Origin of the sequence: Streptomyces sp. NPDC026672 (assembly GCF_040638185.1) — a bacterium.
Taxonomy (GTDB): domain Bacteria; phylum Actinomycetota; class Actinomycetes; order Streptomycetales; family Streptomycetaceae; genus Streptomyces.
This window is the reverse complement of record NZ_JBEZXS010000019.1, coordinates 142,990-164,018: the sequence shown is the minus strand read 5'-3', so window position 1 is coordinate 164,018 and position 21,029 is coordinate 142,990. Positions and strand designations below refer to the sequence as shown.

General features: G+C 70.5%; 10 protein-coding genes. 7 read left to right on the top strand and 3 right to left on the bottom strand.

Annotated features, from left to right (window positions below):
* Positions 1 to 1,785: 1,785 nt before the first annotated feature.
* Positions 1,786 to 3,201 (bottom strand): MFS transporter, encoded by a 1,416-nt coding sequence (locus tag AB0F77_RS22985; protein WP_361951585.1) that lies wholly within the window; start codon positions 3,199 to 3,201, stop codon positions 1,786 to 1,788.
* 370 nt (positions 3,202 to 3,571) lie between these two features.
* On the opposite strand from AB0F77_RS22985, the gene AB0F77_RS22980 reads away from it, so the two are divergent.
* The 4 genes from AB0F77_RS22980 to AB0F77_RS22965 all read left to right on the top strand — a co-directional run bounded on the left by AB0F77_RS22980 (position 3,572) and on the right by AB0F77_RS22965 (position 14,735).
* Positions 3,572 to 5,350 (top strand): fatty acyl-AMP ligase, encoded by a 1,779-nt coding sequence (locus tag AB0F77_RS22980; protein WP_361951582.1) that lies wholly within the window; start codon positions 3,572 to 3,574, stop codon positions 5,348 to 5,350.
* Positions 5,347 to 12,081, top strand: a complete 6,735-nt coding sequence (locus AB0F77_RS22975; protein ID WP_361951579.1) for an SDR family NAD(P)-dependent oxidoreductase — start codon at positions 5,347 to 5,349, stop codon at positions 12,079 to 12,081. Before AB0F77_RS22980 ends, AB0F77_RS22975 begins: the two co-directional genes overlap by 4 nt.
* A 391-nt stretch (positions 12,082 to 12,472) precedes the next feature.
* Complete coding sequence (locus tag AB0F77_RS22970) at positions 12,473 to 13,483, top strand: alpha/beta hydrolase family protein (protein ID WP_361951576.1); 1,011 nt, start codon at positions 12,473 to 12,475, stop codon at positions 13,481 to 13,483.
* A 4-nt stretch (positions 13,484 to 13,487) separates the two neighbouring features.
* Complete coding sequence (locus tag AB0F77_RS22965) at positions 13,488 to 14,735, top strand: glycosyltransferase (RefSeq protein ID WP_361951573.1); 1,248 nt, start codon at positions 13,488 to 13,490, stop codon at positions 14,733 to 14,735.
* Between the two features lie 440 nt (positions 14,736 to 15,175).
* On the opposite strand, the gene AB0F77_RS22960 is transcribed toward AB0F77_RS22965, so the two are convergent.
* Positions 15,176 to 15,997 carry an IPT/TIG domain-containing protein gene (locus AB0F77_RS22960; RefSeq protein WP_361951570.1) on the bottom strand — a complete coding sequence of 274 codons (822 nt, stop codon included), beginning with the start codon at positions 15,995 to 15,997 and terminating at the stop codon, positions 15,176 to 15,178.
* Between the two features lie 1,444 nt (positions 15,998 to 17,441).
* Here AB0F77_RS22960 and AB0F77_RS22955 point away from each other — a divergent pair.
* Positions 17,442 to 17,789, top strand: a complete 348-nt coding sequence (locus tag AB0F77_RS22955) for a hypothetical protein (protein WP_361951568.1) — start codon at positions 17,442 to 17,444, stop codon at positions 17,787 to 17,789.
* A 59-nt stretch (positions 17,790 to 17,848) separates the two neighbouring features.
* Here AB0F77_RS22955 and AB0F77_RS22950 read toward each other — a convergent pair whose 3' ends face one another.
* Complete coding sequence (locus AB0F77_RS22950) at positions 17,849 to 18,337, bottom strand: MarR family transcriptional regulator (RefSeq protein WP_361951565.1); 489 nt, start codon at positions 18,335 to 18,337, stop codon at positions 17,849 to 17,851.
* Positions 18,338 to 18,520: 183 nt separating this feature from the next.
* On the opposite strand from AB0F77_RS22950, the gene AB0F77_RS22945 reads away from it, so the two are divergent.
* Complete coding sequence (locus tag AB0F77_RS22945; protein ID WP_361951562.1) at positions 18,521 to 19,867, top strand: aldehyde dehydrogenase family protein; 1,347 nt, start codon at positions 18,521 to 18,523, stop codon at positions 19,865 to 19,867.
* A gap of 119 nt (positions 19,868 to 19,986) precedes the next feature.
* Entirely contained in the window at positions 19,987 to 20,733 is a 747-nt protein-coding gene (locus AB0F77_RS22940; protein ID WP_361951559.1) for an SDR family oxidoreductase, read from the top strand.
* The last annotated feature ends 296 nt before the right edge of the window (positions 20,734 to 21,029 follow it).

The following is a 21,029-nucleotide window of genomic DNA, read 5'->3' as shown; positions in this document are numbered from 1 at the left end:
CCGTAAAACACACCCACCATCCCGGCCAACGGCACCCATCTACCCCCGGACACCAAAACAAGAATCACCCCGGACAACGCAGCGAAGACCTCCACGGGGCCGGTGTGCCCGGTGAGGTGAAGTCCATGGACGGCGTCACGGAGCAGGAGCAGTGCGCGGCGGTGGGAAGAGTCCGCAGCGGCTCTCTGCAGTCGGCTTCCTGGCGCAGGCCTGCGGTGCTTGTGGCCCTGATGCTGGCCGTCTTCACCTTCAACACGGTGGAGAACCTGCCCGTCGGCCTGCTCGAGTTCATCTCTGGAAGCCTTCGGGTACCGGTGTCAGCGGTCGGTCTGCTGGTTACGGGGTACGGCGTGACGGTGGCTGCCGCGTCTGTGCCGCTCGCCCACGTGACGCGGTCTGTGCCCCGGCATCATGTGCCCGCAGGTGCTGGCCGTGCAGGTCCTGTCCAGTGGCTTGGCGGCGCTGGCCACCTCGTACCGGCTGCCCCTGGTGGCACGGCTGCTGACCGCACTCGCCCAGGCACTGTTCTGAGCCGTGATGGGCCCCGTCGCAGTAGGCCTGTTCACGCCCGGGGGCCCGCGGGCGTGTGGTCGGAACGCTGCCGATCGCCGGTTCGCTCCCCCTCATACTCGGGATTCCCGCCGGAACCCGGCCGGGCCGGCACAGCGACTGGCAGGTGCCCGTCGCCATACCGACAGCGTTGGAGCTCGTCTCTCCGGTAACGATCGCCGTTCTGCTTCCGACATCACGTCCGGAAGGAACCCGCCGCCTACACGGCCCGTCCCCACGTGCAGCGGTCCGGGACCGTACTGGCGGCCGGGGCCCTGCCCGCCACCAGGACGTTCGCGGGACACACCTACATCGTAAAATTCCCGGGCGACATCAGCGGGTTCTCCCCCAGCACGGTCAGTATCCTGCTCGTGGTTTTCAGAGCCACCTGCCTGACCGGAATGAACACCACCGGAACGTTACTGGACCACTTCTCGGAGTCCGTCACTACCCACCACCATAACCACACAGGCCATAACCACACAGGCCATAGGCACACAGGCCATAGGCACACAGGCGACGGGCATGCTCAGCCTGCACCCAGCCAGCGCCCATCCAGTCGCAGCAGTCATGCCCCTGGCCCTGACGGACGCTACACCCGGACCAGCACTCACAACCACCCCAAAACCACACACCCCACCACACACACCCAACTCCAACACCTACAACGCCGGTATCGCGGCCGGCGCCGCCCTCGGGGCACTCGTCCTGCCGCTCGCCGGGGTGCGAGGCATCTTCCTTGTCGGTGGGCTGCTGAGCGTCGGGGCCTGTGCGGTACTGCTCGGTGGCCGGCTGCTCTCCGGGAGCCCGCTCCAGCGCTCCCCCGGCCGGTGCTCGGTCGGCGGCCTGCGCTGACGAGACCCGTCTTATGTGCCTCAGCCGACCACGCTCGTCCGGCCTGGGAAGGCAGGTGCGGGATTCGGAAGGGCGCCGTGGGCAAACCGGACGAGATCATGCCTGGTCACACCGTTCGGGGCACAGCACGCCTCGTCAGAAGCGGCCCCGGGTGTCCTCGGCCCACGATCCCTCCGGTGGCCTCCCGCACCAACGGCCGACTCATGCGCGGACAGACGGACGCGGCCCTCCGCGTGCGCGTGCGCGTCAAGTGGCCGGCACATGCTCGTTCTTCCCCCTGCCGTATGCCCGGGGCTCGCGCTCGCGCACCGGGCAGGCGGGGGACGCTCAGTGGTAGTCGTGGCCTCGCAGTGACCGGCAGTTGTGGTAAGTCGCGCCGTTTTACGGCCTTGGTTCCGGGGTGCGTGTGGGGGTGTCTCTGTCGGTTTTCAGTGGGCTTCTGTGCTGTCGGAGCGCCCATAGAGCTACGGGTGCTCCGGCCGCGACCAGTGCCGAAGCGAGACAGAGGCCGGCTTGGTAGCCGGAGAGGAATGCGCCGGAGTTGTCGGATCCGGTGGCGGCTGCGGTGTGTTCGGCGAACGATACGATGGCGCCTACCAGGCCGATCCCGATGACTCCCGATGCCTCGCGGACGGCGCTGAAGAATCCGGCGGCGATGCCGGAAAGGTGATCCGGTGAGGATTCCAGGGCGCGGGTGGTGAGTGGAACGGCCAGTGCGGAGCCGAAACCGATGGCCGATAGTCCGGGCAGCATACCGACGAGCTTTCCTGCCGAGCTGCCCCACATGACCATCAGCAGCCCGAGGCCGACAAGGAGCAGGCCCGCAGCGGAGATCCGGCCGTCCCCCCATCGGCGTGCCATTCGCGCGATGAAAGGAATGGTGATGATCAGGGAAAAAGCTACGGGTGTGAATGCCAGTCCGGCCGGCGTCGGGGCGAGGCCGAGGCCGTTCTGCAGGAACCGTGATGTGAAAAAATAGACGCCGCTCACGCTCAAGCCCCATAGCATTTGAGTAATGATTCCGCCGACGAAAGGGCGTTGCCGGAAGAGAAGTCGCAACACGGTGTTCCTTTGCGATCTCAGTTCGCGGAACAGAACAACGGCCAGCGCGACGATGACGCCTCCTGACAGGGTGACGGGAAAGGCGTCGAAACCTTGTTCAGGTCCTTCGATCAAGCAGTATGCGAGGGCCGCCAGCGAGCAGCAGGCCAATGCGACGATGCGCAGTGAGAGCGTGGCCGAGGCCGGGGGCGCGGTGCGGGCTGAGGGTCCGGGCCGGGGGATGAGGAAGCCGACGAGGAAACTCGCGGCGCCCAGTGGCGCGTTGAGGGCGAACACGGACTCCCAGCCCAGGTGTTGTGTCATGACGCCGGAGACCACGGGGCCGCAGGCCAGCGCGGACGCCAGCGCGGCGGTGGCGGCGCTGAAGGCGGCGGTGCGCAGGCGGGGCGGCAGATCGTGCGACTGGATCGCCAGTGAGGCCGGCAGGATCAGTGCGGCGCCTGCTCCCTGCAGTCCCCGGCAGGCGATGAGGGCCGTCCCCGAGGGTGCCGCGCTGCATCCCATTGATGCGGCGGTGAAGAGGGCGACACCGAGCGACAGTGTCGCGCGCCGTCCGGCGGTGTCCGCCAGATGGCCGCCCAGGAGCAGAAGGCTCGCGAGGGCGAGGGGATAAATGGCCGCCGTCCATTTGAGTTCGGCCTCGCTCAAGGCGAGTTCGGCTTGAATCTGAGGCAGTGCCACATTGACGACGGTGTTGTCCAGAGCGGTCATGAAGGACGGCAGCAGTACGGCCACGAGGATGGTGAGGACATGCGGTCGTCTCACGGTACCTGCCTTGATTAGCCCGAATGGCGGTAAGGGGTTGCCGTGTTCCGCGCGCCCTTATTCGTACTCTGCCTCGCGGGCATGGCCGGCGCGACTCTCGAACGCCCTGGTCGTGGTGTCCGGCGACTGCCGGATAAATACCGGCCGTTCCAGTGGGTCGGCCGGGCGGGGCTCTCGGCGTGGCGCTGCATGTCTGGTATGTCAATATGTTTAACTGATCGCGCATCAGTGCTACGCATTGGCGATCGATGACGGGCGGAGGCGGAGCTCGCCCATTTGACCGACAGGCCGACGGCCGGGGAGACCCGCTGCGTGTCATGGACAAGGGTTCGGTGACTTCATGCTGAAAACCATGGATGAGACGATCAGTCATCATCTCACCCGGGCCGCAGCGCAGGCCCCGGTCGATAAAGCGTTCACTTTCGTGGACTTCAGCACCGATCGCGAAGGCGTGTCCACCTCTCTGACGTGGCGCCAGCTGGAAAAGCGGGTACGGATCCTGGCGGCGGCCCTGCGTCACGGCGGTGCGGCCGGTGAGCGGGTGGCCCTCGTGGGGCCGCAGAATCTGGATTACGTCGTCGGTTTCCTCGCGGCCACCTGCGCCGGTGCGATCGCCGTTCCCCTCTTCCCCCCTGTTCTGCCGGGGCATGCGGAGAAATTGGCCGCCGCGCTCGCCGACGCCGACCCGGTGCTGGCTCTCACCAGTCCCGGCTCGCTTCAGGACGCGGAGAAGTTCTGCGCCGACCAGAGCGGCCTGCGCGTCCGGGTGACCACCGAGGAGGACCTGCTCTCGGGCTGGACCGCACCGGGCGAAGCAGCGGACGGCGGGCCTTCTCATCCGGGCCCCGGGCAGCTCGCCTACTTGCAGTACACCTCGGGCTCCACCCGCATGCCGTCGGGCGTGGAGATCACCCACGCCAACGTCTGCGCCAATGCGCGCCAGGCGCTGACGGCGTACGGCATCCGCGCCGGGCGCAACTGCACCGTCGGCTGGCTCCCGCTCTACCACGACATGGGGCTCGTGCTGGCGGTCGTACTTCCCGTCGTGGGCAACGTCCATTCCGTGTTCATGGATCCGCTCGCCTTCGTGCAGCAGCCCGTGCGGTGGCTGCGGCTGCTCAGCGGCCACCCGGGAGCGCTCACCGCCGCCCCCAACTTCGCGTACGACTACTGCGCGCGCCGGGTCACCGCCGAGGAGCGCGCGACGCTGTCGCTGGGGTCGGTCACCGCCATGGTCAACGGCAGTGAACCCATCGCCGAGCAGACGCTCCAGCGGTTCCAGCATGCCTTCGGCCCGGTCGGCGCGGTCCCCACGGCGATGCGTCCGTCCTACGGGCTGGCCGAGGCGACCGTGTTCGTGTCTGCCTCACCAGCCGGTGAGGTGCCGACCGTCACCTCCTTCGACCGCGACGCGCTGGCGGCCGGCACCGCCCGGCCGGCCGAAGGCGGCGGACAGGCCGTGACCTGCCTGGTCGGCTGCGGGCGGCCCACCGGCCAGGAGGCCGCGATCGTCGACCCGGTCAGCCTCGTCCGGCTGCCGGAGGGGCGTGTGGGTGAGATCTGGCTGCGCGGGCCCAACGTCGGACGCGGTTACTGGCAAAACCCAAAACAGAGCGAGGCGACCTTCCGCGCCGCCCTCCACGGCGACGACCCTGGCGAGAGGCCGCAGCGCTGGTTGCGCACAGGAGATCTCGGAGTGCGGCACGACGGCCACCTCTACATCACCGGTCGTCTCAAGGACCTCGTGATCATCGACGGGACCAACCACTATCCGCAGGACATCGAGCACACCGTCGAGAACGCCCACCCGGCGATCCGCCGTCATCACACCGCGGCGTTCTCCGTCCCCGCCGACGGCGGGGAACGTCTGGTCGTTGTGGCCGAGCACGCCCGTGACCTCGCGGAACCCCACAGGGTCGGGGACGAGGTGACACGCGCTGTGCGGATGGCGGTGTCGGCTGCTCACGCCCTCGCGGTGCACGATTTCGTCCTCGCCCCTCCCGGCACCGTACCCCAGACCACCAGCGGGAAGATCGCTCGCGGCGCTTGCCGTGAGCGCTACCTCCGAGGTGCCTGGATCTCCGCCCCGTGTGCACAGAAGGAGACCGACAACGTATGAACCACCCAGGCAGACACCAGGACACGGTCAAGGGCGACACCGGGGCCAATGCCTCCAGCGGGGACGGCCGCCGCGGATCTGGCGCTGCCGAGCTGCGGAGCGCTCTGGTGCGGCTGGTCTCGGACGTCAGCGGTATCCCGCCGGAGCAGCTCGATGACGATCAGCCACTGGCGGAGTACGGTTTCACCTCGCGCGACGCCGTGGGGCTGACCGGCGAACTGGAGAAGATCCTCGACCGATCGCTGCCCGCCACGCTGTTGTGGGAGTACCCCACGATCGGGCAGCTCGTGGCCGGCCTGGCCGACGCCGGCCAGGGCGATGCCGCGCGGTCGGGCCGGCAGTCCGGTACGTCCTGCGAGGCGGACGCCGCCGCCTGCGCCGGTGCCGGTGCCGTCGCCGTCATCGGTATCGGGTGCCGGCTGCCCGGCAACGTGCACGGGCCGGAGGCGTTCTGGGACCAGCTGGTGACGGGAACGGACACGGTCGGCCAGGTGCCCGAGAAACGCTGGCCGAACTTCGCCGGGACGGCGCCCGACGTCACCGCGCTGATGGAGTCCACCACACAGTGGGGTGCCTTTCTCCATGACATCGAGGGGTTCGACGCCAGGTTCTTCGGCATCACGCCTCACGAGGCCGAAGTCATGGATCCCCAGCAACGGCTGCTGCTCGAGGTCGTCTGCGAGGCGCTGGACCACGCGGGGGTGTCCGCGCCCTCCCTGCAGACCACGCCGACCGGCGTGTTCGTCGGTCTGAGCGCCCTGGAATACGGGCATCTGACGACGTCGGATCCCACCCGGTTGACCGCGTGGACCAGTACGGGAGCTGCCGGCAGCATCGCCGCCAACCGCGTGTCCTATCAGCTCGACCTCCGCGGCCCCAGCATCACCGTGGACACCGCCTGTTCGTCGTCCCTCGTGGCCGTGCACCTGGCCTGCCGCAGCCTGCGCAGCGGGGAGTGCGACACGGCGCTGGCCGCGGGAGTCAACCTCATCCTGTCCCCGACGGTCACGGCCTCGCTCGGCCAGGCCGGCGCGCTGGCCGCGGACGGCAGGTGCAAAGCCTTCGACGCCGCGGCGGACGGGATCACCCGCGGTGAGGGCTGCGGCGTCGTCGTACTCAAACGGCTCGCCGACGCCCAGCGCGACGGTGACCGGGTGCTGGCCGTCGTCAGGGGCACCGCCGTGAATCAGGACGGCCGTTCCGCGGGCCTCATGGCGCCCAACCCGGCCGCGCAGGAGGCGTTGCTGCGTGACGCCCTGCGGGACGCGCGCCTGCACGCCACCGATGTCGATTACGTCGAGGCGCACGGGACCGGCACGCTGCTGGGAGACCCCATCGAGGCGACCGCCCTCGGGACGGTCGTCGGACGTGGCAGACAGCCCGACCGGCCGCTGCTGATCGGATCGGTCAAGAGCAATCTCGGCCATCTGGAGGGCGCGGCCGGCATCATCGGCCTGATCAAGACCTCACTGGCCCTGCACCACGGCCGTATCCCCGCGAGTCTGCACTTCCACAATCCCAACCCGCACATCGACTTCACCGGCCTGGGCCTGCGGGTGGTCACCGAGCCGACCCCCTGGCCCGCCGCCGGGGACCGTCCGGCGCGCGCCGGCGTCTCGGCCTTCGGCTTCGGCGGTACGAACGCGCACGCCGTACTCGAGCAGGCGCCCGCGGCCGGCCGCCGGGCGCGGGCCGAGGACGAGGACGTGGACGTGGAGATGGGCCGCCCGCACATCCTGGTGGTGTCGGCCCGTTCCTCGGACCGGCTCGCCGACGTGGCCGCGGGTCTGTCGCGTTGGGTGGCGTCCGACAGCGCGCCCTCTCTCACCGACATCGCCCACACGCTTGCCTCGCACCGCCGTGGCCCGTCCTGCGCCGCCGTCGTCGCGCGGACCCGCACGGACGCGGCTGCCGGGCTGGCCGCGCTGGCCCGGGGGGAGACGGTGCCCGGTGTGGTCGCCGCGTGCACCGACGCACGGGCGACGCAGCCGTGCGCGGAACGGCGGCCGGTCTTCGTCTTCTCCGGATACGGGTCGCAGTGGGAGGGCATGGGGCGGCGTCTGCTGACCGACGACGCCGTCTTCGCCGCCCATGTGCGCGCGCTCGACCCGCACTTCCGCACCGAGACCGGCTCCTCCCTGACCGATATGATCATGTCCGAGTCCGCTGGGACGATCGACCGGGTCCAGCCGCTGATCTTCGGACTCCAGCTGGCCCTGGCGCGGACCATGCAGGACCACGGTGTGCAGCCCGCCGCCGTGATCGGCCACTCGATGGGCGAGATCGCGGCCGCCGTGGTCGCCGGTGTTCTCGACGACCGCGACGCAGTGCGTGTCATCGCCCGCCGGTCGGCCCACCTGGCCACCGTCGAAGCCGAAAAGGCCGGCGCGATGGCCGCGGTGGAGCTGCCGGTGGAGTCCCGCGCGGCCGTCCTCGGCCGCTTTCCCGGAGTCGAGGTCGCCGTCGAGTCCTCCCCCCAGCGGTGCACCGTGGCCGGCCCGGCCCGGGCGGTGCGCGACCTGGTGGACGAGCTGACCGAGCAGGGCCTGCTCGCCCGGCTGCTCGAGCTGAACGGGGCCGCCCACACAGCCTTCGTCGACCCCGTCCTGACGCGACTGCGCGAAGACCTCGCCGACCTGCGTCCGCACGCACCCGTCACCCCCTGGTACAGCACCGTCCTCGATGATTCCCGCGCGGGCACGCCGGCCGGTACGGCCTACTGGTGCGCCAACGTCCGGCGCCCGGTACGCCTGCAGCAGGCGGTGACAGCGGCGGCCGAGGACGGCCATACGCTGTTCCTGGAGATCTCACCCCACCCGATCGTCGTCCTCCCGATCGCGGAGAGCCTCGACGGCACACCGGCGGGCGACCGGGCGCTGATCGTCCCGACCCTGCACAGGAACACCGACGAGAGCGTCCAGGTGCGGGCTGCGCTGGCGCGGCTGCACTTCGCCGGCGTCCCGCTGAGCGCCGGGCTGTGGCCCGCCGGTGCGCGCACCGCGCTGCCCACGCCCGCGTGGCGGCACGAACGGTTCTGGTTCCCCCGCTCCGCCCCACCGGCCGAAGCCGGCGGCCATCCCCTGCTGGGGGTGCGCACCGACGACCCGAGGACCGGCGCCGTGCTGTGGCAGGGAGACGTCGGCACCCGCCGGCACGGCACCCGCCAGACCGTTCACGGCAGAGCGGTGCTGACCCTCTCCGAGGCCGCCGAGCTGATGATCGAGGCCGGCCTGGACCTGTGGGGCCGGGAAGGCCTCACCCACCTCGGCATCGAGGACCTGCAGATCCACCAGTGGCTCGCCATCTCCAGCAGCACCCCCCTGACCACGGTGTGGGAACCGGGTTCCGGCACACACGGAACCCTCGCCCTGCATGCCCGCGGAGCCGACACCGTGTGGCGCTGCTACGCCTCGGCCCGCATCACCCGGGACCCGGAACACCAGGGCAGGCCGGAACACCAGGGCAGGCCGGAACCGCAGCCGGCGCTCGTCCAGCACTTCGTCCCCGAGGACTCGCGGCCGTCCCGCCGGTCGTCCTACGCACCCGTCCTGGCCGCGATGCTGGCGGCGCACAGCACCGCGGACACCGCGCCGGCCGGCGACCGCGCGCACACCGTCCCGGTCGGCGTGGGATCCCTGCTCGTCAAGGGCCCCGGCATCATCGACGTCGGCTACGACATCGCCTGCACGCCCGTCGGCGGTGCCGGCCCGGCGGGCGCGGGCGCCGGGCAATGGCACGTCTGCGCCCGGGGGGACACGAGCGAAATCGTCGCCCGGTCCCTTCAGCTCCGGCCCGTCGAGCCGCACGAAGTGCCGCGCTCCCTCGAGACGTGCACGTACGACATCCAGTGGGAGAAGTCGACCCTTCCCCTGCCCGTGCGGCGTCTTTTGCGTGTCCTGCTCATCAGCGACGAACCGGACGCCACGGGCGGCGCCACGGCCTCACTCGCGGCGGCCCTGGAAGCCGGCGGTGTCGAGACCACGGCGGCCGACGCCGGGGACGGCACCTGCGATGCCGTACTCGATGCCTGGCTGCAGACTCCGCAGGACGGCCCGAGCGCCGTGGTCCTCCTCTTCCAGCAGCACGAGCACGACGACGACATGCGGCCACTGCACAGGGCGGCACGGCTGGCACGCCGCCTGGCCGACGCCACGCACCGGCAACCGCCGCGCCTGTGGATGGCCACCGTGCTGGCACAGGCGACGGGCTCCGGGAACCCCGGAACGCCGTCCCTGGCCTGCCTGCGTGGACTCGTCCGGGTCCTCGCGCTCGAACACCCCCAGCTGCGGGCCTCACTGGTGGACATCGATGGACAGCCCGGGGCGTTCGACGACCTCGCCGACGAACTCGTCTCGGACGACGCCGCGGACGAGATCGCCTGGAGGGCCGGCACACGCCTCACCGCCCGTCTGGCACGGGCCGACCTCGACGCCCTGCGCAACGACGCGGTGCCCTTCGCCCGTCCCGACGGCGCGTACATCATCACCGGCGGCCTGACCGGCCTGGGCCTGGCCACGGCGGACCGGCTCGCCGGGCAGGGTGCCGGGCGCATCGTCCTCAACGGACGCCGTGACCCGAGTCCCGAGACCCGGGCCCTCCTGGCCGGACTCCGGGAACGGGGCACCTCCGTCACCGTCGTCCAGGGGGACATCGCAGATCCCGGCGTGGCCACCGACCTGGTACGTGCCGCACTCGCCGACGGCCACACCCTGCGCGGCATCGCGCACTGCGCGGGTGTCCTGCACGACCGTCTGATCACCGACCTGGAACCGGCGGACATCGATGCGGTGCTGCGGCCGAAGGCCCTGGGAGCCCAGCACCTCGAGGCGGCCACCGCCGGGCACGATCCGGACTGGTGGGTGGTCTACAGTTCCGCCGCGGCACTGCTCGGCTCACCCGGACAGTCCGCCTATGCAGCCGCCAACGCCTGGCTCGACGCCGTGGTCCACCGGCGCAGAGCCGAGGGCCTGCCCGCGACCTCCATCGCCTGGGGCCCGTGGGAGAACGTCGGCATGACGGCGGGGAACCCCGTCCTGGCGCTGGAACCCATCCGGATGAGCGAAGGAATGGACGTCCTGCAGGCGCTCCTCACCCGCGACTGCGCGCACGTGGGCGTCGTCCACCTGGACGCGGAGCGCGTGCTGGAGGCGTTCCCCGGCCTCTCCGCCCTCCCCTTCTTCTCCGACATCTGCGAGGACGGTTCACCCGGCGCCGACGACTGGGCCGGCCCCCACCGCATCGAGGCACTCGGCAGCTCCGCCGCACACATGGTGTACGCCCGCCTGGTCGGCAGGACGGCGGCCCTCATGGGGTTCGCGGCCGCCGAACTCGGCGAGACGGTCCCGCTGACCGATCTGGGCCTGGACTCCCTGGTGGCGGTGCGCATCCGCAACACGATCCGCCAGGACTTCGGTATCGACCTGCCCACCCCGCAGTTGCTGCGCGGTGCCAGCGTGCAGGAGATCGGCCGCGCGGTCCTCGAACAACTGGGACTGGACACCACCGCGCAAACGGCCGGTGGCCGGCAGCCGGCGCCCGACGGCACGCACCGGGCCGACGGCACGCATCAGGCCGACGGCACGCACCGGGCCGGGCCGTCCGGGCCGTCCGGGCCGTCCGCGCTCACGCTGCCGAGCTTCCTCGGCCCCAGGGATGCCGCGGAGCGGCTCGTGGCGAGCTCCTGGGGCGAAAGCCTGCGGCAGGGTCCCCGGGACATCCGGGAGGACTTCACCACCGCCGGCGGCGACCGGGACGCCGCCGCGGCTGTGGTGGACGTCATCCGCCGTCGTCTCGGCGGCGACACCGAGTTGAGCCTCACGGCCGACGACATTCTCGAGCGGCGCACCGTCGCGGCCATCGCCGAACTGATCCGGCCCGTCGTCAACAGAACCGGCAGATCGGCGCTGACCACCCTGCGTCCCCCCCTGCCCGGGTCGCCATGGCCGCCGCTGTTCACTTTCCACCCCGCCGGCGGCCCGACCTCCGTCTACCTGCCGCTGACGGGGCTGCTGCCGGCCGAACAGCCCGTGTACGGGCTGGAACGCGTCGACGAGCTGAGCACCATGGAGGAGAAAGCGGCCCGCTACCGCACGCTCCTTCGGGACGTCCAGCCGGAAGGGCCCTACCACCTGCTCGGCTGGTCCTTCGGAGGGTGTCTCGCCTACGAAGTGGCGCGTCAGCTGGGAGAAGAGGGACAGAAGGTCGGGTTCCTCGGGCTGATCGACACCATCCTGCCCCCGCCCCTGCCGGAACCGGAGTCGGGGGAGTTCCTGCTGGAGCGTTTCGGCCGCTTCGCCGAGTACATCGAGAAAACGTACGGACACCGTCTCGACCTGCCCTACGAAGAGCTGGCGGCCACTGCGGACAATCAGCAGATCGACGTGGTCATGCGTCTGGTCGCCGAAGCGGGGCTCGACATGAGCCCGGGGATCATGGAGCACCAGCGGACCTCGTACGTCGACGCCCGCGTCGGCGAACGCTATGTCCCCCGCCCCCAGGCGGGCCGCGTCGTCCTCTACCGCGCCAGGCAGCCACAGCAGCTCACCACCGCTCTGGACCCGCGCTATCTGCGGCAGGACGCCGACCTCGGCTGGGCGCCGCTGTGCCAGGACCTCGAGATCGTCCCGGTCGACGGCGACCATCTGTCCGTCATCGACCCCCCGCACGTCCACACCATCGCGCGGCACGTCACCCGGGCCATGGGGTGGCCCATGGGGTGGCCCATGGGGTGACCCATGGGGTGACCCATGGGGTGACCCATGGGGTGACCGGCGCAGTGCGCCTGTTGTGCGGGGCCCACCCGCGGAGCAGGCGCAACCGCTCCCCACCGTCCGGGATCCCCCGGGAGCGGGTGACGCCTCTCACCCCGCGAACGCGGCTCGGCTCGGCTCGGCCGTACGGGCCATTGCCTCCGTCGCGCGAACGCAGCCCGGCTCTACGGGCCAGGCCATTGCCCTCCGTCGCCCGAACGCGGCTCGGCTATACGGGCCATGCACTGCGTTGCGCGAACGCAGCTCGGCCATACGGGCTATTGCCCTGCACCCCGCGAACGCGGCTCGGCTGTACGGGCTATTGCCCTGCATCGCGCGGGGTGTTGGCTGGTGGTGATCAACGCGCTTCGTCATGCTCCCGCCTGTGTGGATCATTTTCAGGAAGTACGCAAAAAAGAACTTGCTCTGCCTCTCGCTCGCCGCCGCTCTCCTCTCGGCCGAGGCACACGCGGCCGAGCGGAAACCGGACGCCTCGCACCGGCCTCACCCCACGGACGCCCGTGTCACCGGCGTGAAAGTCCTCGACAAACGGACGCGCGATGTCACCGTCCGTTCCCCGGCGATGGGCACATCCGTCCCGGTCCGCGTCATTCTCCCCGTGAACTGGAACCGAAAGCCGAAAGCCACCTTCCCGGTTGTCTACATGTTCCACGGCGGCGACGACGACTACACGTCGTGGACACGCGAGACGGACGTGAAGGCGTTGGCGAAGAACTCCGACGTGCTGGTCGTCATGCCGGACGCCGGAAGGAACGGTTACTACAGCGACTGGTTCGCCGGCGGTCCCCGCTGGGAGACCTTCCACACCCGCGAGCTCGTGCGGCTCATGGAGAAGGAGTTCCGCGCGAGCCGCTCACGGGCCGTCGTGGGACTGTCCATGGGAGGCCTGGGCGCGCTCAACTACGCGGCGCACCACCGGGGGATGTTCCGTTACGTGGCCTCGATGAGCTCCTACGTGGACCTGAACGACCCTGCCGTGCGTCTGGAACTGGCACTCGGTACCAGGCAGGAGGGCATCGACATCAAGGACGTCTGGGGCGACCCGGTGAAGAACGCCAAGGTCTGGCAAGCGCACAACCCCGCCGCGATGCCGCGTGCCTTCCGCGGAACGCACATCCATCTCTCCGCGGGCAGCAGCGAGCCCGGCCCCCTGGACGAGGGACGCTCCTCCGGTGTGGTCCTGGCGAGCGTGCTGGGCGAGGCACCGCTGCAGGGACAGGTCACCGCATTCGCGCGGTCCCTCCGCTCCGCGGGCGTCGACGTCACCACCCATCTGTACAGGCCCGGGACGCATTCCTGGCCGTACTGGCGGGCGGAGCTGCACGGCATCTGGCCGTCGGTCATGAAATCGATCAGGCAGTGACGTCATGCGGACAGTGGTGATTTTCGCCGCGGGATCACGCGGCGACGTCCAGCCCTGCCTGGCACTGGGCCGGGCCCTGTCCCGGCGGGGTGACACCGTGAGGATCCTGGCCAGCGACCGCTACCGGCACCTGGTCGCCGAAGCGGGCCTGGATCTTCATCCCCTTCCGGTCGACCCGGTGGAGATCATCGAGTCGGCCGAGGGGCAGGAACTCCTCGCCGGGCGACGCAACCCCGTGGCGTTCATCCGCCGTATGGACCGGGTCCTGCGACCCCGCATGATGTCGATGCTCGCGCAGACACAGACCGGCGCGAAAGGAGCCGACCTGGTCCTGGCACCCACCTTCAGCTTCCTCGGCCTTCACCTCAGCCAGTACCTCCAAGTGCCGCACGCCATCATCCACTTCCAGCCGAGCCAGCCGACGAAGGCTTTCCCGCATCCGTTCGTACCGGCCGCCCGGCTGCTGGGCGGCACGGGCAACCGGCTCAGTTTCGGTGCCGTCGACCTCGGATCCTGGACGGTGTTCCGACGGTTCGTCAACACATGGCGCACCGAGGGCCTGGGCCTGCCGCCGCTGTCCCTGCCGGCCCCCTTCCAGCAGGTCCGCCGAGCACCCGTACTGTGTGCGTTCAGCCCCACCATCGTGCCGCGGCCCTCCGACTGGGGACCGAACGTCCACGTCACCGGCTTCTGGCACCACGACCGGCCCCTGTGGAAACCACCACGGCGACTGCTCGCCTTCCTGGCCGAAGGCCCCCCGCCCGTCTACGTCGGATTCGGCAGCATGAAAACCGGCGACCCCGAGGCGACCGACGCCCTGGTACGCCAGGCCCTGCGCCGGGCGAACCTGCGCGGAGTACTGCCAGGAGATCCCGCCACCAGCGAGGACGACATCCACGTCGTGGACGACACCCCCCACGACTGGCTGTTCCCCCGGATGGCCGCTGTCGTCCACCACGGCGGAGCCGGCACGACGGCCTCGGCACTACGCGCGGGAAAACCCTCCCTGATCTGCCCGTTCTTCGGAGACCAGCCCTACTGGGCCGCGCGGGTGCGGGACCTCGGCGCGGGACCCGCACCCCTGCCGGCGGGTGAACTCACCGTCGCCGCCCTCACCCAGCGACTGCACACCCTCACCCGCCACGCCGCCTACACACAGACCGCACGCACACTCGGCCGGGCTCTGACAGCCGAGGACGGAACCACCCGGGCCTGCCAGGCCCTGGACCCCTTCCGAGCCGACCGCAGGTAACCGCACGCGACCGCACCTGACCGCGTCTGATCGCGTCTGACCGTGTCTGATCAGGACGTCAGGGACCGCACCAGGGCCCGCACCGGTCACCGGCCGGCATCGGCGGAGGATCCGCGACCGGCGTCAGCGGGGGATCCGCCTTCGCGGGCGGGCGACAGCCGGCAGCCGGTAGCCGGAGAGCGCGGTCGAACGCCGGGGGCGGTTCCCACGACCTGCCCGGCGTCGTCACCTCCGGCCTCCACCACACCCGGTCTCCACCACGCCCGGTCTCCACTGCGCCCGGTCTCCACCACACCCGGTCTCCACCGCGCCCGGTCTCCGCCGGGTCTTCGGAGCGGACGTCGAGGCGGGTCGTGTGTCACGCACAGGGCCGCGGACGGGGCCGCGGACACGGACGCGCCAGTGGCCCGGCCGGACGGCCGGGCCACAGCGCCGCGCGGTCAGACGTAGGTGAACCCACCCGGGACGGTGGCACTGCCCGACGGGGTGGTCACCGTCACGGCGACGTTGCCGGCCGCTCCCGCAGGAGTCAGGCCGACGAGCACCGTGCCGTTGGCGGTGACGACGACGTTGGCCGCCGGGGTGCCGCCGAAGGTGACACCGGCACCGGTCAGCGCCGAGCCGGTGATCACGAACGGCGTACCGCCCGCGCTCGGCCCGATCGGCGGGGTGATGGCCGTCACGACCGGCGGGGGCGGCGCGATGTAGGTGAATCCGCCGGGCACGGTGGCACTGCCGGCCACAGTGGTCACCTGAACGGTGGCGTTGCCGGCCGTTCCCGCAGGAGTCACACCGGTCAGCAGGACACCGCCGATCACGTTGACGCTGGTGGCCGCAACACCGTTGAAGGTGACCGAGGCACCGGTGAGGTCGGTGCCCACGATCGTGAACGGCGTACCACCAGCGGTCGGCCCGGCCGGCGGGGTGATGGCGAGGACGGTGGGCGGCGGGGGCACCGGAGGCCCGACGTAGGTGTAGCCGGCCGGGTTGCTGGTCCCCGCGGGGGTGGTGACGACCACGGGGACGTTGCCGGGCGCGTGGGGCGGTGCGGTGACGGTGAGCAGGACACCCGACGGGTCCTGCGAGACGATCGTGGCCGGCGTACCGCCGAAGGTGACGGACGTCGCCCCGTTGAGGTTGAGGCCGATGAGCAGCACGGCGTTGCCACCCGAGGTGGGCCCGAAGCCCAGCACGGCGGCGAACAGCGTCGGCTGCGTCAGGACGGGAGGCAGAGGCAGGCCGGAAATCAGTTCTGCGGACATGGACGTCTCCTGAACACGAGTCACTGGTGTGGTTCGGTGGATGTCCGCGGAGACGCACACACGGCCCGAGCAGACCGGCCCGGTCCTGGGCGCGGCGACGCTCCCTGCCCTGCGTGCGGTGGATGACTCCGGCCGGGACGAGAGGCCACCGGAATCCTCGTGGTGAGCGGATTCCGTGTGGATCGCCGTACGGCCTGCTTGCCCGTTGCCCGAGCGAGGCAGCGGAGAAGAAACTGAAACAGCTCTCCGAGGCAAGTCGGCGGACATCCCAGATGTGGCTGTCCGGCACGGATGGGCGGCCTACCGGTATCCCAGTAGTAGAGGCAGAACGTCACCCCAGGCAAGAGACCCGCATAAGATTCACCCGATGGTGGAAGCATGTCACCTTGCCCCCACACACCCGCCCACCGCGGAAAACGTGACGGCCGGCATCCCCCGTCCCACCAGGGCCATGAGGACCGGCGACGAAACCACCCGGTTCATGTCCTGCCGGCCGACTGCTCCTGCGATTCCGACCCGGCGGACGGCGTCACGACTACCGCCAGCCGACCCGACTACAGCCAACCCGCCTGCGGCCGATGCGCGCCTGCGGCCGATGCGCGCCCGCGGTCGATGCGCGCCTGCAAGGGCGCACAGTCGTATGCCACCCCACGGTCTGCAGGGGCGCAGTTCGGGGTTGGCGTGGTCGGGTGGCGTGGTCGGGTGGCGTGGAAGATCGTACGGGCGACCAGATCGGCTGCACCCAGCACGGGAACGTGTCCGCAGCCGTGCAACGGCACCAGCCGGGGCTGGGGGAACACGGCCCGGGACCCGGGCAGCCCGCCAAGACGGCAGGATGCGGTCGCAGGTGCCCCAGGCGACGGTAACCGGCACATCGGGGATACCACCGGTGAACAGACCCGGCACGCGCCCGGCCCGCACAACTGCGACCGCGAGTGTCCACTTCAACGACCACAGGACCGCGGACACTACCCGCGGCGAGCACGCCTCAGCCCAGCCATACAGGGCACCGGACAACACCGCACGGGCAGGAGCACGGTGCTCACCACTACCTCCAAAACCGACCCGGACAGCAACCACACACCGCAAAAGGCGGCGTGCGAGCACGGCATAGATGTAACGGCGCCCGACGGGAATCCACAAGCCCGCCGGGCCAGCACGGTGACACTGCACGCAAGACCAGCCTCCCCCAGGCACAGGGCGAGCAGCCCACCCAGCAAATGGCCCACCACATACGGCCACTCCACCCCCAGGACGGTGAAGACCCAGCTCAGCCAGAGCAAGGCCGCCTCCGGGCCACGGAGAACACCGGAAGCCAGAACGGGAGACCGCCCGGAACCGGACAGACCCACCGCGATGATCTCCCAGTGGGCCCGCGGCGGTCAGCAGCGGGACGACCGGATCCCAGGACTACCGGAGACATCCCAGGCCATGCAGCCAGGCCATGCAGCAGGACGACCGGCTCACCGATCCCCTGCCGCACATACACCACCCCCACACCAGCCACACCAGCCACCCGGCGGCGGAGGAATGGCGGCGACGCTACCCACTCTTCCCACGGCTGCTGTTCGTCCTGGACCGCACCGGACCCACCGGGGTCAAGAACCGCATCACCGCCCTGCACGCCGCAGCTCAGGACCTGACGGCGTCCCCCTACCTCTACGACGTCCCCCTCCTCGCGGCACCGCTGGCCGACCTCCTCCAACACAGCCCCTCCGCACCCGTATGGCGCCCCGTCCACAACCCCGACCAGCGAGCCGACTGGACCATGGACAGGCGCCGGCCGACGTGACGTGCGGGCCGCCAGTGTGGGAACTGAGGCGAGCCATGTGCCGCAGGATTTAGGGTCGTTCAGATGCCGTTCTTGGGGAAGACCTGGGCGAGCAGGTCGTGGAATGCCTGCCGCTGGGCGGGGTCCAGCTGTTCCAGAGCGGTCATGCCGGACATCAGGTCGGCCCGGATCAGGCGGATCACCTCGGTGCCCTGCTCGGTCACCGCGACGTTCTTGATCCGCCGGTCGTTCTGGTCGGTCTCGCGGCGGACGAGATCGCGGGCCTCCAGCCGGTCGACGATCCCGGTGACGTTGGAGGCGTCGCAGCCCATCAGCTCGGCCAGCCCGCGCATCGACATGGGCCGTCGCAGCAGGCTCAGCATCTTGCCCTGCATGAAGGTCAGGCCCTGTTCCGCGGCCACGACGCCGAAGGTCCGGTAGTAGTCGGAGGCGGCCTGCGCGAACTGCTCCATCAGCTCGGCCGGCGTCGGTGCCGGGGCGTCTGCAGGAGTCGATGGCGCGGCGTCCGCCGAGTGCGTCGACCGGCGCCGCGCGGAGAGATCGGTCATGGAACCAGTCTAAACGGATTGCTTGACGACCTCAAGCATTGAGGTTTACCGTCGATTCATCGCTTGAGGTCTTCAACCATTGAAGTTGGCGACCTTTTGGCCCACGTGTCGGTGCGGGCAGCCGCCGGGCGTGCCGCCCCGGCCCCGCAGCTCCGGCACACCTCCCGCCTCCTCCGAAGGACCATGACCATGACCTCATCAACAGCACCGGCGCCTGTCAGGCACTCGGAGAGCGCCGACGCGGTCGTCGCCCGGCTGCGCCGTACCTTCGAGTCCGGCCTGACCAGGCCACTGGAGTGGCGGCTGGGTCAGCTGGCCGCCCTGCGCGCCCTGCTGACCGAGAACGGCGACGAACTGCGAAAGGCCCTGCACGCCGACCTGGGCAAGAGCCCGAGCGAGGCGGACCGCTACGAGATCGGCTACCTGATCGGCGACATCGACCACACCGTGCGGCATCTCGCGCAGTGGCTGGCCCCCAAGCCCGCGGCAGTCCTGGAGCGGTTCCTTCCCGCCGAGGCGCGGGTCGTCCGGGACCCGCTGGGTGTCGTCCTGGTGATCGCTCCCTGGAACTACCCGCTGCAGCTGGCCCTCGCCCCGACGGTGGGCGCGCTGGCGGCCGGGAACACGGTGGTCGTCAAGCCCAGCGAGATGGCCCCGGCCACCTCGACGGCGATCGCCCGCCTGCTGCCCCGCTACCTGGACGCGCAGGCTGTCGCCGTCGTGGAAGGCGGCGTCCCGGAGACGACCGCCCTGCTGGAACAGCGTTTCGACCACATCTTCTACACCGGCAACGGCGTGGTCGGCCGGATCGTGATGACCGCCGCCGTCCAGCACCTCACCCCGGTCACGCTGGAGCTCGGCGGCAAGAGTCCGGCCGTGGTCGAGCCCGGTGCCGACCTCAAGGCCACCGCCCGGCGGATCGCCGTGGGCAAGTTCGTGAACGCCGGCCAGACCTGCGTCGCACCGGACTACGTGCTCGCCATCGGCGACACCGCCGCGCTGCTGGAGAGCGAACTGACCGCCGCCATCAGGGAGCTGTACGGGGACGACCCGGCGGCCAGCCCGGAGTACGGCCGGATCATCAACGACCGGCACTTCGAGCGCCTGACCGCCTTGATGGCCGACGGCCGGGTCGTCACCGGCGGCGGCCACGACCGGTCGAGCCGCTATCTGGAGCCGACCGTGCTGGCCGACGTCGACCCCGCCGCGCCGGTGATGCAGGAAGAGATCTTCGGCCCGCTGCTGCCCGTCATCAGCGTGCCCGACCTGGACGCGGCGATCGCGTTCATCAACGACCGGGACAAGCCGCTCGCGCTGTACGCCTTCACCGAGTCCGAGACGACCAAGCAGCGGCTGACCGAGGAGACGTCCTCCGGGGGCCTCGCCTTCGGGATCCCGGTCGCCCACCTGGCCCTGCCCGAACTGCCCTTCGGCGGTGTCGGCGCGAGCGGTATGGGCCGCTACCACGGCGAGTACTCCATCGACACGTTCAGCCACTCCAAGGGAGTCCTCGACAAACCGGTCAGCTGAACAGACCCCGGTTCCCCGATCACCGTTCCCCGCACGCCCCGGGGCCGCAAGCCCGTAGACCAACACATGTCCGCGGCCGGCCCACGGCCCCGGCGATCCAACGAACAGAGAAGAACACCATGGCTTCAGACAACCTGACGGGGCGCACCGCCCTGGTGACGGGCTCGACGAGCGGCATCGGCAGGTCCACCGCCCTGCTCCTGGCCGAACGCGGCGCACACGTGCTGATATCCGGCCGCAACAAGGAACGCGGCGCGGCGGTCGTGGACGCCGTCCACAGCGCAGGGGGCAAGGCCGCTCTCCTGACCGCGGACCTGGTCGACGCCACCTCCGGCATCGACCTCGCCGAGCGCGCGCTCGAAGTGACCGGTGCGGTCGACATCCTGGTCAACAACGCCGGCACAGGCACCCCCGCCTCGACCGCCCTGACCACCGAGGCGGACCGGGACGCCACGATCGGCACCAACGTCAAGGCGCACTTCTTCCTCGTCGGCCGGCTCGCGCCGCTCATGACCGAACGCGGCCGCGGCGCCATCGTCAACGTGACAAGCATGGCCGGGCAGTACTCGGTGGCCGAACTGGGCACCTACGGCGCAAGCAAGGCCGCGCTCAACCTGCTGACCAAGTCCTGGGCGGCCGAGTTCGCGCCGCACGTACGCGTGAACACCGTGGCACCCGGCACGGTCCTCACCCCCCTCGTCGAACCCATGGGCGACTGGATCAACACCCTCGCGGCGCAGGCCCCCCTGAGCTACGTCGCACAGCCCGGCGAACTCGCCACGACGATCGCGTTCCTCGTGAGCGACCAGGCAAGTTTCGTCACCGGCGCATTGCTCAACGTTGACGGCCGCCGCACCGCAGTCTGACCCCGCACATCCTGCACAACCTCATCCGGCCCGGCGGGACCGCTGGCAAGGACCAACCGGCCCCGAGGACCACGGAGCCGGCACCCGGAGCCGGCACCCCGGGCCGGCACCCAGAGCCGGCCGAGGCACCCCGGGCCGGCCGAGGCACCCCGGGCTGCGGACACACCCGCAGCCGAAAGCCGCTCCCTGCACACCCGGACCCCCGGCCCGCATGACCACAACGCCCCTCCCGGAGCCCGCCCGGCAACCATACTTGGACACATTCATGACAAAGATCCCGCGCCTGAGCAGCGTTC

Bases quoted from the DNA above. Each gene is read 5' to 3' on its own strand.
- AB0F77_RS22980 (WP_361951582.1), top strand. From the start codon at position 3,572: ATGCTGAAAACCATGGATGAGACGATCAGTCATCATCTCACCCGGGCC.
- AB0F77_RS22975 (WP_361951579.1), top strand. From the start codon at position 5,347: ATGAACCACCCAGGCAGACACCAGGACACGGTCAAGGGCGACACCGGG.
- AB0F77_RS22970 (WP_361951576.1), top strand. From the start codon at position 12,473: ATGCTCCCGCCTGTGTGGATCATTTTCAGGAAGTACGCAAAAAAGAAC.
- AB0F77_RS22965 (WP_361951573.1), top strand. From the start codon at position 13,488: ATGCGGACAGTGGTGATTTTCGCCGCGGGATCACGCGGCGACGTCCAG.
- AB0F77_RS22960 (WP_361951570.1), bottom strand. From the start codon at position 15,997: ATGTCCGCAGAACTGATTTCCGGCCTGCCTCTGCCTCCCGTCCTGACG.
- AB0F77_RS22955 (WP_361951568.1), top strand. From the start codon at position 17,442: ATGCAGCAGGACGACCGGCTCACCGATCCCCTGCCGCACATACACCAC.
- AB0F77_RS22950 (WP_361951565.1), bottom strand. From the start codon at position 18,337: ATGACCGATCTCTCCGCGCGGCGCCGGTCGACGCACTCGGCGGACGCC.
- AB0F77_RS22945 (WP_361951562.1), top strand. From the start codon at position 18,521: ATGACCATGACCTCATCAACAGCACCGGCGCCTGTCAGGCACTCGGAG.
- AB0F77_RS22940 (WP_361951559.1), top strand. From the start codon at position 19,987: ATGGCTTCAGACAACCTGACGGGGCGCACCGCCCTGGTGACGGGCTCG.